The organism is Bacteroides sp. AM54-2NS, assembly GCF_003602935.1.
GTDB lineage: Bacteria > Bacteroidota > Bacteroidia > Bacteroidales > Bacteroidaceae > Bacteroides > Bacteroides xylanisolvens.
On record NZ_QTMZ01000031.1, the window covers coordinates 18,212 to 35,311 of the forward strand.

The 17,100-nt window shown below is 39.4% G+C and carries 17 protein-coding genes and 2 pseudogenes; 9 read left to right on the plus strand and 10 right to left on the minus strand.

Annotated elements, in window-relative coordinates:
* Positions 1-2 precede the first annotated feature (2 nt).
* The 3 genes from DXA05_RS27835 to DXA05_RS17700 all read left to right on the plus strand — a co-directional run bounded on the left by DXA05_RS27835 (position 3) and on the right by DXA05_RS17700 (position 3,604).
* On the plus strand, positions 3-923 hold the full coding sequence (locus DXA05_RS27835; protein WP_284515601.1) for a DUF5117 domain-containing protein: 921 nt from the start codon (positions 3-5) through the stop codon (positions 921-923).
* Positions 872-2,542 carry a zinc-dependent metalloprotease gene (locus DXA05_RS17695; protein WP_284515602.1) on the plus strand — a complete coding sequence of 557 codons (1,671 nt, stop codon included), beginning with the start codon at positions 872-874 and terminating at the stop codon, positions 2,540-2,542. The genes DXA05_RS27835 and DXA05_RS17695 overlap by 52 nt, the downstream gene beginning before the upstream one ends.
* 153 nt (positions 2,543-2,695) lie before the next feature.
* Positions 2,696-3,604 carry a mechanosensitive ion channel domain-containing protein gene (locus DXA05_RS17700; protein WP_007767329.1) on the plus strand — a complete coding sequence of 303 codons (909 nt, stop codon included), beginning with the start codon at positions 2,696-2,698 and terminating at the stop codon, positions 3,602-3,604.
* A gap of 105 nt (positions 3,605-3,709) precedes the next feature.
* Here DXA05_RS17700 and DXA05_RS17705 read toward each other — a convergent pair whose 3' ends face one another.
* Together DXA05_RS17705 and DXA05_RS17710 are read right to left on the minus strand one after the other, a co-directional pair.
* Entirely contained in the window at positions 3,710-3,949 is a 240-nt protein-coding gene (locus tag DXA05_RS17705; RefSeq protein WP_128859437.1) for a hypothetical protein, read from the minus strand.
* Positions 3,950-4,018: 69 nt separating this feature from the next.
* The gene (locus DXA05_RS17710) at positions 4,019-5,305 is read right to left on the minus strand and encodes an O-acetylhomoserine aminocarboxypropyltransferase/cysteine synthase family protein (protein WP_128859438.1); all 1,287 of its coding nucleotides are present in this window, start codon (positions 5,303-5,305) and stop codon (positions 4,019-4,021) included.
* A gap of 177 nt (positions 5,306-5,482) precedes the next feature.
* Here DXA05_RS17710 and DXA05_RS17715 point away from each other — a divergent pair, with 177 nt between their 5' ends.
* The 4 genes and pseudogenes from DXA05_RS17715 to DXA05_RS17730 all read left to right on the plus strand — a co-directional run bounded on the left by DXA05_RS17715 (position 5,483) and on the right by DXA05_RS17730 (position 8,388).
* Positions 5,483-5,953, plus strand: a complete 471-nt coding sequence (locus tag DXA05_RS17715) for an Lrp/AsnC family transcriptional regulator (RefSeq protein WP_004315247.1) — start codon at positions 5,483-5,485, stop codon at positions 5,951-5,953.
* 216 nt (positions 5,954-6,169) lie between these two features.
* Positions 6,170-6,796 carry a CatB-related O-acetyltransferase gene (locus tag DXA05_RS17720; RefSeq protein WP_128859439.1) on the plus strand — a complete coding sequence of 209 codons (627 nt, stop codon included), beginning with the start codon at positions 6,170-6,172 and terminating at the stop codon, positions 6,794-6,796.
* Positions 6,797-6,807: 11 nt separating this feature from the next.
* Positions 6,808-6,936 (plus strand): annotated as a pseudogene (locus DXA05_RS17725) (GNAT family N-acetyltransferase); the annotation flags it as partial.
* 78 nt (positions 6,937-7,014) lie between these two features.
* Positions 7,015-8,388, plus strand: coding sequence for an MATE family efflux transporter (locus DXA05_RS17730; protein ID WP_120070855.1), 1,374 nt, complete (start codon positions 7,015-7,017; stop codon positions 8,386-8,388).
* Positions 8,389-8,518: 130 nt separating this feature from the next.
* Here the strand turns inward: DXA05_RS17730 and DXA05_RS17735 are convergent, their stop codons facing one another.
* From DXA05_RS17735 to DXA05_RS17745, 3 genes are read right to left on the minus strand one after another with little or no spacing between them, the layout of a single operon-like run.
* A complete protein-coding gene (locus DXA05_RS17735; RefSeq protein WP_128859440.1) occupies positions 8,519-8,989 on the minus strand; it encodes a GyrI-like domain-containing protein in 471 nt (156 codons plus the stop codon).
* Positions 8,990-9,020: 31 nt separating this feature from the next.
* Positions 9,021-10,151 (minus strand): GyrI-like domain-containing protein, encoded by a 1,131-nt coding sequence (locus DXA05_RS17740; protein ID WP_128859441.1) that lies wholly within the window; start codon positions 10,149-10,151, stop codon positions 9,021-9,023.
* Positions 10,148-10,564, minus strand: a complete 417-nt coding sequence (locus DXA05_RS17745; RefSeq protein ID WP_118220018.1) for a DUF3788 domain-containing protein — start codon at positions 10,562-10,564, stop codon at positions 10,148-10,150. The genes DXA05_RS17740 and DXA05_RS17745 overlap by 4 nt, the downstream gene beginning before the upstream one ends.
* A gap of 198 nt (positions 10,565-10,762) precedes the next feature.
* Here DXA05_RS17745 and DXA05_RS17750 point away from each other — a divergent pair, with 198 nt between their 5' ends.
* A complete protein-coding gene (locus tag DXA05_RS17750) occupies positions 10,763-11,383 on the plus strand; it encodes a hypothetical protein (protein ID WP_128859442.1) in 621 nt (206 codons plus the stop codon).
* A gap of 73 nt (positions 11,384-11,456) precedes the next feature.
* Here the strand turns inward: DXA05_RS17750 and DXA05_RS17755 are convergent, their stop codons facing one another.
* The 5 genes and pseudogenes from DXA05_RS17755 to DXA05_RS17775 form a co-directional block, all read right to left on the minus strand.
* Positions 11,457-12,302, minus strand: coding sequence for a 23S rRNA (adenine(2030)-N(6))-methyltransferase RlmJ (locus DXA05_RS17755; protein WP_004323544.1), 846 nt, complete (start codon positions 12,300-12,302; stop codon positions 11,457-11,459).
* 54 nt (positions 12,303-12,356) lie between these two features.
* Positions 12,357-12,833 carry a DinB family protein gene (locus tag DXA05_RS17760; RefSeq protein WP_004323543.1) on the minus strand — a complete coding sequence of 159 codons (477 nt, stop codon included), beginning with the start codon at positions 12,831-12,833 and terminating at the stop codon, positions 12,357-12,359.
* 103 nt (positions 12,834-12,936) lie between these two features.
* Positions 12,937-15,068, minus strand: a pseudogene (locus DXA05_RS17765) (cation:proton antiporter).
* A gap of 259 nt (positions 15,069-15,327) precedes the next feature.
* Positions 15,328-15,636, minus strand: a complete 309-nt coding sequence (locus tag DXA05_RS17770; protein ID WP_128859443.1) for an MmcQ/YjbR family DNA-binding protein — start codon at positions 15,634-15,636, stop codon at positions 15,328-15,330.
* A gap of 143 nt (positions 15,637-15,779) precedes the next feature.
* Positions 15,780-16,337: a Crp/Fnr family transcriptional regulator gene (locus DXA05_RS17775; RefSeq protein ID WP_128859444.1), complete on the minus strand. Its 558-nt coding sequence runs from the start codon at positions 16,335-16,337 to the stop codon at positions 15,780-15,782.
* A gap of 153 nt (positions 16,338-16,490) precedes the next feature.
* Here DXA05_RS17775 and DXA05_RS17780 point away from each other — a divergent pair, with 153 nt between their 5' ends.
* Positions 16,491-16,811 carry a multidrug efflux SMR transporter gene (locus DXA05_RS17780; RefSeq protein ID WP_049703567.1) on the plus strand — a complete coding sequence of 107 codons (321 nt, stop codon included), beginning with the start codon at positions 16,491-16,493 and terminating at the stop codon, positions 16,809-16,811.
* The last annotated feature ends 289 nt before the right edge of the window (positions 16,812-17,100 follow it).

The window sequence follows — 17,100 nt, forward strand, 5'->3', positions numbered from 1 at the left end:
GTATGAATAGGAAAATTATATATTTCTCTTTGTTGTCTCTATTGTTGCTCTTTACTGTACAGGATGCTTGTGCACGTAAAAAAAAGGAGAAGTCGGCAAAAACGGAAATCAAAGGATATGAGAATCATTTAAAAGATTGTGTTGCTTCTGATTCGACGGGGTTAATGATCATGCACCGGACTAAAGATAAAGTTCTGGTAGAGTTTCCAGTCAGGTTATTGGAGAAAGAAATGCTTTTAGCCTCTTCGATTATTAATATCAGTGACAATGGAGAAGGAGTAGTCGGGCAGTTCACTTCTCCGGAAGTCATGTTCCGTTTTGTGAGAAATGGCAAAAAGTTGGAAGCAAGAATGATGACTAACCAACCTTTAATGCGTGAGGAAACGGGAAAAGAAGGAGTAGCATCTTCTTTGTTGAAGTCTGCTTCGGGAGGTGTCTATAAATCTTTTAAGATAGAAGCTTTTGCAAAAGACAGTTCTTCGGTTCTGGTTAACCTGGCTCCTTTATTTTTGGAACATTCGGATTACTCGAATCCTTTTTCGTCTTATGCACCTAATTCAATGTATGGAATGGTAACCCGGAAATTCAGATGTGACACTTCACGTTCTTTTTTAAAGGATATTCATAGTTATCCGGATAATATTTCGGTAACCTGTGTATTGGGATATGATGTGGATTATACTGCTTTCGGAACAATTACTATGCAACGAAATGTACCGGTGACGGTTACTGCAGCACGAATGTTGGTATTACTTCCGGAAACGCCGATGGATATCCGATATGCTAATCAAAAAGTGAATACGGCATTTCTAGTCCGTAAGCAGTATGTAGATGAGATGTCTCCTTTGAAAAGCACTCATTTAGTAAAACGTTGGCGTTTGGAGCTTCGGACAAAGCTGCGTTTAAAAGGGGAGAAAAGGTAGAACCTAAAAAGCCGATAGTATTTTATATCGATACGTTAATGCCGGATTCTTGGAAACCTTATATCAAGGAAGGAGTAGAAGAATGGAATAAAAGTTTTGAGAAGATTGGCTATTTAAATGCTGTTCAGGCTAAAGAATGGCCGAAAGGAACAGACTTTTCTTCTTCCAACATCCGTCATTCTTCTATTTGTTATGCACCGGATTGGATGTATATGGCACAGACTTCTATGCACACAGACCCTCGTACCGGCGAAATACTGAATGCTTCAGTTTACATCCATCATAATTTTCTTTCTTTGTTATATAGCGGTCGTTGTACGCAGACTATGGCTTCTGATCCGACGGCCAGAACATTGACACTTTCGGAAAAGCAGATGGGAGAATTGTTAAAAGTCGGTATTGCACAGCAAGTAGGTCGTTGTTTGGGACTTACAGATAATATGGGGGCTTCTTATCATTACCCGGTAGACTCGCTCCGAAGTGCTGAATTTACGCGTCAGCACGGATTGACTGCTTCTGTTATGGATAACATAATGTGTAATTATATTGCCCAGCCGGAGGATGTTGAAAAGGGTGCTGTGTTAGTGCAACCGGGAATTGGTCCGTATGACTATTTCCCAATTCGTTATTTGTATGCTCCTGTTGTTGCTGATAAGCCGGAGAAGGAACTCGTTACTTTAAATAAATGGGTAGAAGATGCTTATACTGCTCATGAGTATCATTATGGGCCAAGACAGGAGTTTTATGCCCTATATGATCCGACTGCATTATATTGGGATCTCGGTGATGATCCGTTTAAAGCAGCAGATTATCAGATTCAAAATTTGAAAATTTCAATTGCAAACTTTATGAAGTGGTATGCAAAAGAGGATTATGATATAAGTCGGCGTGCAGAACTATATGCAAGTTTGATAAAGCTATTTACCAATAGAGCAATGGAATTATCATTCTGGATAGGTGGACTTTATCTGGATGAAGGAAAGGAAGGAATAAGCTTTCCGGTATCTAAGGAAATGCAACAGAAAGCATTGAATTATCTGGTGAAAATGTCGATGGATTTGGACTGGCTGACAAATGCTGAAGTTAAATCCAGTTTGGAATTACAGGATTTGATCGTAGATAAGACACGCAAATACATTTTTCAGTTATTATTCGACAGAATCCGTTATGTGGCATTATGCTCGGAGAAATCCGACGGAGAATACTCTGTAAAAAACTATATGGATGATATTCATTCTATTGTTTGGAAAGGAGTGTTGCAAAACAGAGTACTGACGAATACGGAGATGCTGTATCAAAATGCCTTTATTGATTATTTAGTAAAGAATATATCGAAAAATATGGGTGGAGGTACGGCTAAGAATGCCGGACGTCAGCAAGCTTTACGGGGAGATAGTTTTAAAATGGATATTTTTAATGAGGCTAATTCTTTCGTAATGGGTTGGCAGGCGCAGGATATAGTACCAGTGAACTCACATCAAGACGCCTCAGTTTATTGGGATATGCTATTAAAAATAAGAAATCTTTTGAGTAGCCGTATTTCATCTGCTTCTCCGGACATGAAGGAATATTATGGTTTTTTGATTTACAAAATAAATCAGATCTTAGATGATAACTGATATAAATGAAGTTGTATGCAATAAAGTGTAGGAAATAAAAGGAATAATAATCTCGATTATTAAAAAACTTTTTTATTTACGAGAAACAATATAACTTTGTAAATTGTTGAAATAACAAAACAACAATTTATTCATTTAATATACATTTTAATTATGCTACTATTATTGCAAGCAACACAAGCTGCGGACTCTGTGCAAGTGGCTGCAGATGAATTAATAAAAGAGGCGATTGCCAATGCTGACGGCTTAGATAAACTTTCGCTGATTACTCAACAACTGATAGACTTCGGTATTCGTGCCGGAGAACGTATATTGATTGCGATCCTTGTCTTTGTCGTCGGACGTTTCCTCATCTCGCTGCTCAACAAGTTTATCAGACGCCTGATGGATAAACGAAAAGTGGATGTAAGTATCAAAACTTTCGTTAAAAGTCTGGTCAATATTCTGTTGACGATTCTGTTAATCATTTCTGTCGTTGGCGCTCTAGGGGTTGAAACCACTTCGTTCGCAGCTTTATTGGCTTCTGCCGGTGTTGCTGTCGGTATGGCTTTATCCGGCAATCTGCAGAACTTTGCCGGGGGATTGGTTATTCTTTTGTTCAGACCTTATAAAGTTGGCGATTGGATAGAAACACAGCAAGGTTCAGCTGGCACGGTAAAAGAAATTCAGATATTCCATACCATCCTTACTACCGCGGACAACAAACTGATTTATATTCCCAATGGTTCATTGAGCAGTGGAATAGTGACCAACTACAGTCATCAGGAAACCCGCCGTGTAGAATGGATTATTGGTATAGATTATGGAGAAGATTATGAGAAAGTACAGAAAATCGTTTATGAGATTCTTGCTGCTGATAAACGCATCCTGAATGAGCCGGTTCCCTTTGTGGCTCTTCATGCGTTGGACGCCAGCAGTGTGAATGTAGTGGCACGTGTATGGGTAAATAGCGGAGATTACTGGGGTGTTTATTTCGATATAAATAAAGCGATTTACGAAACCTTCAATGAAAAAGGTATCAACTTCCCTTTCCCACAACTTACAGTACATCAGGGAAATTAATTATTCTACGCTGATTATTACAAAAAACGAGGGAGTCTCACATTAAGTGAAACTCCCTTATTTTTTGGAAAACTTGTCTGGTGTGATTGAATAAATTTCTTTCTTTTATTTTATGCCGAAATCTTCAGCTAGTTCATATCTATCTTCTTTGATTCCCAGTACATGATTAATTTTTCTCCTTTTCTCGAGATCTTTAAAGTAGTTTTCCACAACCTGATAGAGATCGAAGTTAGTAGTTGATCCCGCGGCTAAATCGAGTGATTCCACCATCTTTTCTACGGCTTGATGGATTTTCTCTGCGTCTATCAGATGCAGTTCGTTGCTGTGTATTAAATGTTTTTCCATGACTGCAATGTTTTTAATGTTATTACAGATATAACATTCCGCAGTCATGGAAAGTTCAATGATTGAATGTTAGATTTTGGCAAGTGCCTGATCCAAATCCGCAATCAGGTCATCAATATGTTCTGTTCCGATGGATAGGCGTACGGTGCCCGGATAAATTTCCTGTTCGGCTAGCTCCTGTGCATTGAGTTGTGAATGGGTAGTGCTCGCCGGGTGGATCACCAATGATTTCACGTCAGCCACATTGGCAAGCAGGGAGAAAATCTCCAGGCTGTCGATGAAACGGTGTGCCTCGTCTTGTCCGCCTTTTACCTCGAAAGTGAAGATAGAACCGGCGCCATTCGGGAAATAACGTTGATATAGTGCATGGTCAGGATGGTTGGATAATGACGGGTGATTCACTTTCTTCACTTTCGGGTGATTGTTTAAGAAATTCACTACCTTCAATGCATTTTCTACATGACGCTCTACACGTAAGGAAAGAGTTTCCAGACCTTGTAACAGGATAAAAGCGTTGAATGGACTGATGGTAGCTCCTGTGTCGCGCAGCAAAATGGCACGGATGCGGATTGCATAGGCAGCCGGACCGGCTGCATCGACGAAGCGTACGCCATGATAGCATGGATCGGGTTCGGTCAGTTGTGGGAATTTGCCGGAGGCTACCCAGTCGAATTTACCTGAATCTACAATGACCCCTCCCAATGAGGAACCGTGTCCGCCAATGAACTTTGTTGCGGAATGTACTACGATATCTGCTCCGTGTTCGATGGGGCGGATTAAATACGGAGTTCCGAATGTGTTGTCAATAATCAAAGGTATTTTGTGGCGGTGGGCTATTTCTGCTACTGCTTCTATATCAATGATATTTGAGTTCGGATTTCCGAGGGTTTCGATAAATACAGCTTTCGTATTTTCCTGAATAGCTTTTTCAAAGTTCGACAAATCGCTTGGATCAACGAATGTTGTTGTGATGCCATAGCTGGGCAAGGTATGAGCCAGTAGGTTGTAGCTTCCTCCGTAAATAGTTTTGGATGCTACAATATGATCGCCTGCACGAGTGATATTCTCAAAAGCATAAGTGATGGCAGCGGCACCCGAAGCGACTGCCAGCCCTGCTACTCCTCCTTCAAGGGCGGCAACGCGTTGTTCAAAGACTCCTTGAGTGGAGTTGGTCAGACGGCCGTAGATGTTTCCTGGGTCCTGCAGACCAAAACGTGCGGCTGCATGGGCGGAGTTGTGAAATACATAAGAGGTGGTCTGGTAAATAGGTACTGCGCGGGCATCTGTTGCCGGGTCTGCTTGTTCTTGTCCTACATGAACCTGTAAAGTCTCGAAGTGTAATTTCTTTGTTGCCATAATCGTATATTTTTAAAGTTTATATTCTTTCTTTATTTTCTTGCAAAGTTATGAGATGAAGATATATCGAACAAGATATGGCTGAAATGTAGAAAATAATGCTATTTTTGTGCCGTTATATGGAATAATACAACTGCGTTATTCTTGGAAATTACCTTTTAGAAGAATATTTTTCTTATGGATACTTTTGATAAACTGGATAAAGTAGATTTGCAAATACTCCGTACTTTGCAAGAGAATGCCCGATTGACAACGAAAGAGTTGGCTGCGCGAGTGAGTCTTTCTTCAACTCCTGTTTTTGAACGTCTTAAACGGTTGGAGAATGGAGGTTATATAAAGAAGTATATTGCCGTATTGGATGCGGAAAAACTGAATCAGGGATTTGTCGTGTTTTGCAGTGTGAAGCTTAGACGTCTGAACAGGGATATAGCGGCAGAGTTTACACGGATCATACAGGACATTCCTGAAGTAACCGAATGTTATAACATATCAGGAAGTTATGATTATCTGTTGAAGATTCACGCTCCCAATATGAAATACTATCAGGAGTTTATTCTGAATGTGTTGGGAACGATTGATAGTTTGGGATCACTGGAAAGTACATTTGTGATGGCGGAAGTGAAGCATCAATATGGGATACATATTTAGTCCTTTGTGTGATAGTCTGAAATTTATCTTGTATATTTGCTATGTAATATAAATCCTGTTTTGCTGACACAATGAAATGGCAACTTTGTAAATAGCTTCGCCCATATGGATTGTAACAATAGAGAGTTCTGCTGCTACAACTGTTTGTGATTTAACGTAAGTCACAAGTTATTTTTTTTATTCTATTCAATAAACTATATAAAAGAAGCCATTACAATGAATTCGAACATATATCCTCGTTCTAATGATTTTCAGACTATTTACCTGAATACGGTGATTAAGAATCCTGCTATTATCGTAGGTGATTATACAATATACAATGACTTTGTAAATGATCCGGTGCTTTTTGAGAAGAACAATGTCTTATATCATTATCCGATTAATAAAGACCGCTTGATAATAGGAAAATTCTGCTCCATAGCCTGTGGAGCTAAGTTTCTTTTCAATAGTGCAAACCACACATTGAATTCTTTATCCAATTATACGTTTCCTATCTTTTTTGAGGAATGGAATTTAGATAAGGGAGATGTAACTTCCGCCTGGGATAATAAAGGGGATATAGTAATAGGTAATGATGTATGGATTGGATATGAAGCTGTTATTATGGCAGGAGTACATATCGGGAATGGAGCAGTCATTGCGTCGCGGGCAGTGGTTACTAAAGATGTTCCTCCTTATACAATAGTAGGCGGAACGCCAGCCAGGGAGATTCGGAAACGTTTTGATGAGCAAACGATTGCCCGATTGCAAGAATTGCAATGGTGGGATTGGAGCGTCGAAAAGATCTCCGAATGTATACCTTATATTACAGGTGGAAAGATAGAAGAACTAATGAAAAGATAAACAATGCATATATGAAATTTATAATAGAACCCGGAACTTTTGCTGATATAAATGAATTGGAAAAGCTGTATGATGAACTGAATGATTACCTGGCAGGTACGATTAGTTATCCCGGGTGGATAAAAGGTATCTATTCTATTTATTTTATCCAACGGTTTTAAATCGGGAGCCTGTTTTTCTTATAACTTTGCAACTGATTTTAGAAAAAGAAGTTTGGAATGATAAATAAGTATGAAGCACGGCTAGGTACAGAGCGTATGTTGCCGCTCGTTTTTAAAATGGCGCTTCCCGCAGTAATAGCCCAATTCGTCAATTTGCTGTATAGCATGGTCGACCGTATTTATATCGGACATATTCCGGGTATTGGTACTGATGCGTTGGCTGGGGTAGGAGTGACGACTTCTCTTGTTATACTGATTTCTTCTTTCTCGGCGATTGTAGGAGGAGGGGGCGCGCCATTGGCAGCCATGGCACTGGGACAGGGCGATCGTCTGCGTGCCGGAAAAATTTTGGGGAATGGTTTTGTCTTATTAATACTATTCACCTTGTTCACTTCGTTCATCGCATATACCTTTATGGAACCGATTTTGCTTTTTACGGGTGCTTCGGAAAATACGTTGGAATATGCGGTTGATTATCTTTCCATCTATTTATTAGGAACTGTTTTCGTTGAAATATCTACAGGACTGAATAGCTTTATTAATGCACAGGGACGGCCGGCTATTGCCATGTACTCCGTTTTGATCGGTGCCTTATTGAATATTATTCTTGATCCTATTTTCATTTTCTGGTTTGATATGGGAGTGAAAGGAGCTGCTTTGGCTACCGTATTGTCTCAAGCATGTAGTGCGGCGTGGGTATTGAGTTTTCTCTTTTCCCGTCGTGCTTCCTTACCTTTGGAAAAGCGTAATATGCGGTTGAGCCGGAAGATTGTATTCGCCATGTTAGCTTTGGGAATATCTCCATTTATAATGGCAAGTACGGAGAGCCTGGTTGGTTTTGTATTGAATAGTAGTCTGAAAAATTTTGGAGATATTTATGTCAGCGCATTAACTATCTTGCAAAGTGCGATGCAGTTTGCAAGTGTTCCGTTAACCGGTTTTGCGCTGGGATTTGTTCCGATTATCAGTTATAATTATGGTCATGGTGATAAACAACGTGTGAAAGACTGTTTTCGTATTGTGATGATAACCATGTTTTCATTTAACCTGTTATTAATGCTACTTATGATCTTGTTTCCTACGATTGTAGCATCTGCTTTTACTAGTGATGAAAAATTGATAGAAACAGTCCGCTGGACAATGCCTGTTTTCTTGGGCGGTATGACTATCTTTGGATTACAGCGAGCCTGTCAGAATATGTTTGTAGCCTTGGGACAAGCAAAAATATCTATTTTTATTGCTTTGTTGCGTAAAGCGATTCTACTGATTCCATTAGCATTGATATTACCGCATTATATGGGAGTAACCGGTGTATATGCAGCTGAAGCTATATCTGATGCCACTGCGGCAATTTGCTGTACTTTGTTGTTCTTTTGGCAGTTCCCCAAGATTCTGGGGAAAATACAGGGGAATATTTTGCGTACAGATTAGAAACAGCCAATGTACAAAGCATTGGCTATTTTTTTTAAGTCTGCTTCTTCCTTTCCCGGAGATTGAGCGTAAGGCTGTGTTTTCGATGGTTATTGATAGGAAGAAAGAAATAACTAGATGAAGAAAACATTCATAATAGTGGCATTTCTATTCTCGTCACCTGTTCTTCTTCGGGTACGTTAGGATTGCTGTAATAATATTCAATGGATGTTCCCGAAGGTTTGTAACCGTTGGTTTTTATCCATTCCATCATCTCGTTGTACAGGACAGCCAATTCACTGTAAGTTCCTCTATGCAAACAGGAAACTATTTTTCTTTCCGGTATCGTTATAGATCGTATATCCCATTCACCTTGTAATTCTTTGGATGACTTTAGACCGATAATCATTTTGATATTGTGTTCCGTCAGACTTTCAAAGTTGGGATATTCAACGTAGGGGATGTCGGTAGTGACTTCACCCTGTTCCTTAAATAAAGAGTCTATTTTTACAAAATTCTTCCCGATAGCTTCCGACATTCCGTTCATATCTGTTTGTACTTCAACAGCCAAAGCGGATTGTTCCGGTTGCTTCAATAGCATGATTTCTGAAATTTTTCCCATAATACATTGTTTTTAGAGGGTTGATAATTAATTATTTCTTGATGACCGGAATATAGATGTCGGTAATTAGTTCTGTTTTAAGGGTGGAGGCAGGGCGGTTCATATACATTTCAAAGCTAAAGGTGCTTTGAGGACGATATTTACTTTCCGGGAACCACTCTTCATAAATAGTCCGGTAGAATTTATGCAATAAAGAGTAGTCGCCGATATGCCTGAATACAGCATAACGACCACCGGGAACTTCCATCACTCCCGGCTGGGAATCATTTTCTTTGTTATCGATTATTATCCCGAGATAGAAGCGACATTTATCCATTGGGGTGATGGACGGATCGTCCATACTAAGGCTGACAAACTTATCATTCGACTTTTCTTCATTGTGCTGCCTCGCATAGTTGGTGAGCCTATCCCATATTAACTTGTATCGGAGTTCATCCTTATACTTTTCACCCACCTCGATACAAAATACTTTCATCGGCAGAATCGACCGGATTTCAGGAGTGATAACCGCATGCTGTTCGTCATACATCGGCTTATACTTCTCCCTATATTGAGAAGTTGACACTCCAAAATGTTTTTTGAAGGCTTTTGCCAGACTGAATTTAGTTTGATAGTTTGTCTGCTCCGAAATCTGATTTAATGTAAAGTCGGTGGATACTAACAGATGTGCTATATGTTCGAGACGCAAACGTTGTATGTAGCTTCCAATATTTTCTCCGGCAACGGTTTGAAACACTCTTCTGAAGTGATATTTGGAAAGTCCGCTTATCGTACTAAGTATATCTGCATCTAAACTATCGAATAAATGATTATTGATGTAAACGACTATATCCTGAATCTTTTGGTGATGGATATTACTGGTTTCCAGCTTCTGTTTCCATCGGTTCAGTTTGGGTAACCGTTCGTTGAGTATTCGCCTAAGTTCCTCCGGCGAATAAGCGGTATCTGCATATTCATTGTACTTATCGGTGTATTTTATCCAGATATTAATCATTTCCGACATCGGAATGTCGACGATATATTTTCCATCTTTCAGGCAGTAGTAGCAATATTCGTCACTTCGGGAACCGTCGGAGTTAGTACCCAGATATTTCTCTACATCAAAACGGAGAGGCATCCCGCAACTTTGACAATACCTTTTATTTATATCTGATTCAATCATCGGTTGGGTTTTCGTTTGATGGATAGAAGTCGCTCTATATCATTAAATAAACAAGTGTCCTTCAATTCGAACATGAGCCACTTTCCATCGTGGAAAGTAGTCGTCTCATCGTATACCTTTTGAGTTTCATTGGAAAAGACCTCTCGCAGAGATTCAAATTTGGCACGCTCATCTTTACCTAAAATGACCATGAAGCCAATCGTTTGTTCTTTGGCGTATAGGGCACATAGCGTTTTTCCGCCTTTGCGATATTTATATTCGTATATCCATTTTTTTCCTCCATGGTTCCATAGTTGTTCCATATTGTACTTTTGTTCGATTAGCTGGCAAAGTGAAGTCCATATATCATAAAGTTCCTTACCTGTCAAGGCTTCCAGTGTTTCGGGAGTGGGAATCTGCAAAGTTTCTTTCATGGTATTCTGTATTTACTTTTGATTATCCATATCACAAAGGTAGGCTGATTTTCTAATAGATCGTTGTCCAATATAGGCATTTTGTGTGTAGCTGGTGAACAATCTGCCCGGAAATTAATTTATTTTGTAAAAGCGAAATATTGGCAGTATAACCTTTATCTTTGCATTAATTTAAAAACAAAGCCCCAATTAAAGAAAATGAAAACAATATTATTAGCAGTAGGTACGCTCTGCCTCATGGCAGGTTGCTCGTCAAAAGTGGCAAGCTCAAAAGGAATCGTTAGTGATGCAACCATGAATACGGTAACGATTGTTACTGATAAGAATGATACCCTTTCGTTCAGTACGATAGATGCAAATAAAGATGAAGTCAACGGTTTGCTTCTGAATGATACGCTGGAAGTGTTCTATACCGGAAAATATACACCGGGAATGCCGGCTTCTAAATTAGTTCAGTATCCGCAATCTCCGATTGTGGGAGGTGATCGGGATGGACATGGCTGTATCGGTTCTGCCGGATATGTATGGTGTGAAGTGCAAAAAGACTGTATCCGCTTGTTTGAGAAAGGAATCCGCACGGAATCGGTGGACGATAGCAATGCTTCTGCCTTTATTGTATTTAGTCCTGACTCTACGCAACTGGAACTTTTCTTTTCCAATAATCAACCCAATGAAATATTGGAGAGACGTGGCCTGCCTTCAGGAGGTTATGCATGGAACGTGGAAGATGACGATACGAAAAATGTACGGCTAATAGATGGCTTGTGGACAATCAGCCAAAGAAATAAGTTAATTTATAGCCAAAAGGCCGGAAACTGATTTTAAAAGCTCCGGCTTTCTGACGCTCTGTTTGTAGAGTAATGTTCTAGGTAATTAAATTAATAAGTGGATATCAAAGATGCTGAATATATAAACTTCCATCATAATCTTTGTATTTAGCATCTTTGTATATATCAACCAGTTTGTTACTGTAATCAAGAATGGTATCTTTGGAGATTTGTGATACATTTGTAGCCAAAATACCACTTCCCAAAATGCCCGGATTACATAATATATTGTCTTTTCTTATTGAATTCATGGTAAGCTCTACACCTATGTAATCCTTGATACCTGCCTTTTCCAGACTGGATACAATATAGTTGTCCAAAGATTCTTTATCATCTCCGGTCATGAATCCATACCATAATAAACACTTCATGCTTAATTGAGTAGCCTGTATCAGGATATCGAGATAGGTTACTCCTGAATCTCCTTTCTTGTCTATTTCGTAAGGATCGATATGGATGAAAGAGGATGCGGGAAGTGAAGGCAACAGTTCTATTGTGCCTTTCAGGGAGTCGGTATGATGTATTTCTACGGATGTACTTAATCCGATTTGTTTGGCATAAATGTCTACATTCTCCAGCGCACTCTTTTCTAAATCGAAGAATACGAACCTTTTTGCTTGCTTTCCTAATACATTCATTGCCAGGGCAGGAGAACCCAGATAATTTCCTTTTGCCATTTCTGTACTTTCCAGTTGGTAATAAATGGAATCTTTTAGAGATTTGTCATCATCTGCTTTCTCCAGGAAATGATAGATACCATATTGCTGCTCCGGGGTTTGTGTCATGGAGTAGATGGCACATGCGGAATTGGTTTCTACATATACTTGTGGGGCTTCATTTCTAAGAACTTCACAGAGTATCAGATGTTTCAGTACATCGGGTTGTTTTGCGAAATGAGTGTAAGTTGCCATGTGGGTACATCTTAATATTTATAGAACATAAAAGAACTGCAACCGCTATCCTTTTTAGGCATTCATTAATTCATGGATTTCATGAATATGCAGGTGTAAATGACTTAGATAACCTTCTATCATGTCTTGTAGCGTAACCTTTGTTCCTTCAAAATCACACCAGTAGCTATTCAGTTTTGTCTGGTCTACAGATTTTATAACCTGAATGATATGCAGGTTAAAAAACTTCCATAGTTGAATCAGGTTATTCCAATCTTCATTTTGGTAATCTTGTAATGCTATCCACAGATCATTATCCTGACGGTAATCGGGAAAGAAAAGCAAATCTTTACTGTATTGCAATCTGACCATGCGTTGGTGATTGTTTGATGCCGAATCAATCAAATGTCCGAGAATCTGTTTGATGGTACGATTTTGTTTATTACGTTTCAACGTGATCGTATCATTTTGTAGCCCGGTTAGTATTTTCTCTTCAGTTTCTATCACATGATAGATTCCTTCTGTTATTTTGGAAAAATCGACGTTTGACATACCATTCTTTTCCTTTAGGTGTTTATAGCAAAATTGCTAATGGTACAAATATAGATAAATGTGTCGATATTTATAAATTAAACGGAACTTTTCAATTCTAATTTTATCCCTCTTTCTTAAACCACCTGTAAAACCATTTACCGACCTTTTCGTAATGTCGGGTTTCGGTATCAGTATATAGCTTAGAGAAGAAAGACGTATCCAATGGCTCTCCCGACTGATTGGGATACAGCACGATAAAGCTATTGTTGGAGAAATATTTCACGAGCTGTCTCGGTAACTTCTCAAAAGAACTGTCATACGAAAGAGTTCCTGGTCGTGCACTGATAATAACCAATAAATGATCGTAACTTACCTGTCCTGTCAATACCAGCAGGTCATTCCAGTCTTCTAAGAGAGAGAAATCGGTAAGCGTCTGTTTATGCCTTTTCTTTATCCACGCTTGTAGGCGGATGGTAGTCTTTTCATTGGCAAAGAAGTGTACGCGGCATCCAAGAGTGCTCCCCATGCGACAAAAGTGCTCCATCCAATGAGGAAAACCGGATTCATATTCGGCTTTAGGAGGGACGGCAACGACAATCCGTTTGATTGTATGGACCGGTATCAGAAATTTAGAGATAATTATTTCACAGTTTAATCCGTTCAATAAGTGTTCGGCAAGTATTCCAAAGTATGAATCTGTGATGTTTTTCTTGCGGTGCAGGCCGGTGATAATACTCGTAATCTCATTCTCCTTGACTGAATGGATAATACCGGAAGCTATATTCAAATCATACCGGGTGACCTTTTTGAGTGGTACATTTGCTTCCGTTGCTATCATTTCGGCTTTTTCCAGATAATGTTTGCTTCGAATTCGTAGATTATCAGAGTTATTATCGTCGTTGATGACATTTAATGCCAGGAGATTATCTTTCAATTTGGGGTCACGTATGACTAGAGAAAGATTCACCATGTCCTCGATAGTGTCCGGGTTGGCTATAGATATTAAAATCTTCTCTGTTTCTTTCGACGATTCATTTTCAGGTTGTGAATCATCCATCGCCATTTTTCTGGCTGCCCGTTCGGTAATCAGTGAACTCACTACGCAAGTAACCAGGATAAGCAAGACTGTTCCGTTTAGTACATCATCATTCAATAACCGTTCGCCGGTGGGCAGAATAATGTTGTATCCAACTAACACAGCCGCCAATGTGGCTGCCGCCTGTGCATTACTCAAACCATACATCAGATTTCGTTCAAGAACAGACATCTTATATATCTTTTGAGTGAGCCAGCAAGCAATCCATTTGCCTGTCAGCGCCATGGTTATCATCACGGCGGCAACTTTTAAGGCATCCCCCTCTCCGAAAATAACACGTAAGTTGATTAACATTCCCACTCCGATAAGGAATAAGGAATAAAAAGTGCATTACCAACGAACTCTAAATGATCCATCAATGGAGAGACGTGTGGGATGAGCCGGTTAAGTACCAATCCTGCGAGGAAAGCTCCCAAGATACCTTCCATACCAACAAGCTCCATCAACCCTGCTCCTAGAAAGACCATCGCAAGTACGAAAATAAATTGCATCACGTTGTCATTGTACCGGTGAAAGAACCAACGACCGATGCGCGGAAAGAAATAAATAATTAGTGCCCCTAGAAAGATTACTTTTACCACCAGCCAAATCCAAAACAATCCTCCGGTTTCTCCTTTGAACAATCCGCCTATAACAGCCAGTACCAGCAGTGTGAGTGTATCCGTTACGGCCGTTCCTCCTACGGCAATACTTACGCTACGACGGCGTGATATGCCGAAGCGGGTGACGATAGGGTAGGCCACGAGCGTATGGGAGGCATACATGCTGGCTAATAATACAGAGGTGATTACACCATATTTCAGATAAGATACATTTGCCACGAATCCAATCCCGATAGGAACGATAAAAGCCAGTAATCCCAGTACCAATGCTTTGTTTCGCGTTTCTTTGAAATCTCCCATATTCATTTCCAGACCAGCCAGGAACATGATGTAATAGAGTCCGACTTTCCCGAATAACTGAAAGCTGCTGTCTCGTGCCAGGATATTAAATCCATGTTCGCCAATAGCCAGTCCTGCCAGGATCATACCGATAATATGAGGGATGCGCAGTTTATTCAATAATATCGGAGCAAACAATATAATTAGGAGTACAAGGAGAAATATCCATGTAGGGTCGGTGATAGGGAATGTTAAATCAAGGCCAATCCAATCCATAATTTGACGAGTTCGTGATATTTGTTCCGCAAAATAACCTAAAAAAATGCTTCTAAAAAAGCATTAGTTAATAAAATTAGTCATTTATTTTTTCTCCAGATTCATGATTGCCGGAATGAAGAATGCAAGTGTTCCTGGGACATACGTTTTTAAATATACGATGATTTTATCCGTGTGTGCGTTTTGGGGTGTATAGTGATTTTATCCGGCTCTACTTTTAGCAATAATAGTAGTGCCGGATATGTCTATTTTTCGAATCCTAAATCATGTTCTTGTATTCCTCTTGTTTTTTCTTGGGTAACTTCTTTATAACTTCTTCTACCGAGTGGCTAATCAACTCCTTTATGAGTTTATCGGGAACATCTCCTTCCAAGTAAACGGTTATCCAATGTTTCTTATCCGAAAAAGGTCCCCAAAAAATGTCTTCGTATTGTTCTATGAGCTCTTCTGATTTATCAGGATTACATTTCATATCCGCCCAGAATCTTCCGTTTTTAGGACGTAATGTAGCAAAAGTGAACATTTTATCCATAACCTTGAAAACCAAAGTATGTTCATCAAACGGCATACATTCTGTTGCTCCTTTGACTGACAGGCAATATTCTCTATAATCTTCTATTCATGGCTTCTCTCTTTTGATTCATTCAAAACACAAATATATCACTTTCTGTTCGCTTTTGAAAAATATGTTTCTATCTCAAAGTACCCGTTTCATTTCGCCCTTATCCGGCTTAAACTTACCGGAGTTATTCCCAGATAAGAAGCAAGACATTCCAATGGTATTCTCTGTAATAGCTCCGGATTATTTTGTATCAGCTTCATATACCGTTCGGACGCGGTGGTGAATAAGAGAGAAATAAGTCTTTCCTCTGTTTGCAGGAACTCTGATTCGGCAAACTTGCGCCCCCAGTTGGCAATATGGATATCTTCCTTGAATAATTCGTGTAAGTCTTTGCGCTTTAATAGATACAACACCGAGTTTTCCATCAGTTCCATTGACTCATACCCCTGTTGATTATTTACATAGCTTTTCAATGAGACAATGGTTGACCCTTCTTTCCCAATCCAGAACGTTACCTCTTTTCCGTCTACGGGAATATAAGCTCTGGCAATCCCTTTCTCGATGAAAAAGATATTCGTTTCAGTCTTGCCAGCCTCCAATATATGATAACCTTTGGGATATGTGACTTTTGACAGATGTTTGACCACCTTATCCGCTGAAGCCTCCGGCATCCGATATATCCTGTTTATAATCTCGTGTATATCCATATCGCATTGAATCATTATTCTGCAAAAATACAAAAAGTTATATTAGGAAAAGAAGAATTGATGATACTCTTACACCGGCGTTTCTTATCAAATGTAAAGTGAAAGCTCCGGGCATCTTGTTAATTTTGCAATCTAATATTAAAATAGAAGGATATGAATTGGATTATATTGATTATTGCCGGACTGTTTGAGGTTGGTTTTACCTTTTGCCTAGGCAAGATTAAAGGAGCGACAGGCACCGATTTTTATTTGTGGGGAGCGGGATTTGTAATCTCTGTAACCTTAAGCATGTTCCTGCTGGCAAAGGCTGCGCAAACATTGCCTATTGGCACTGCATATCCTGTTTGGACGGGGATAGGAGCGGTGGGAACCGTATTGAACGGTATCCTGTTCTTTCATGAACCGGCAACTTTGGGTCGTTTGTTTTTTATGACGACTCTGATTATTTCAATCGTAGGGTTGAAACTGATATAATCAGACGAATAGGATTTAGTTTTAATAGATAGAAAAGTGTAATAAGGACTTTTTCAGTGTAAGTCATATATTGTTGAAAAGATTCCATCCGGTATAATATTGGGGAAGTTTGGAACTGACGAGGTCGATTATGTAATATCTGCTTTCGTAATTCTGCGATTATTAGGCATTTATAAGAAGTCGTTTTGATGGGAAAAAGTTTGGTTTCTAAAATAAATGTATATATTTGCAGAATGTGGGACGCATCTCGTCCGGATTCGAAACTAAACTAAAATTCTATTTACTGTTA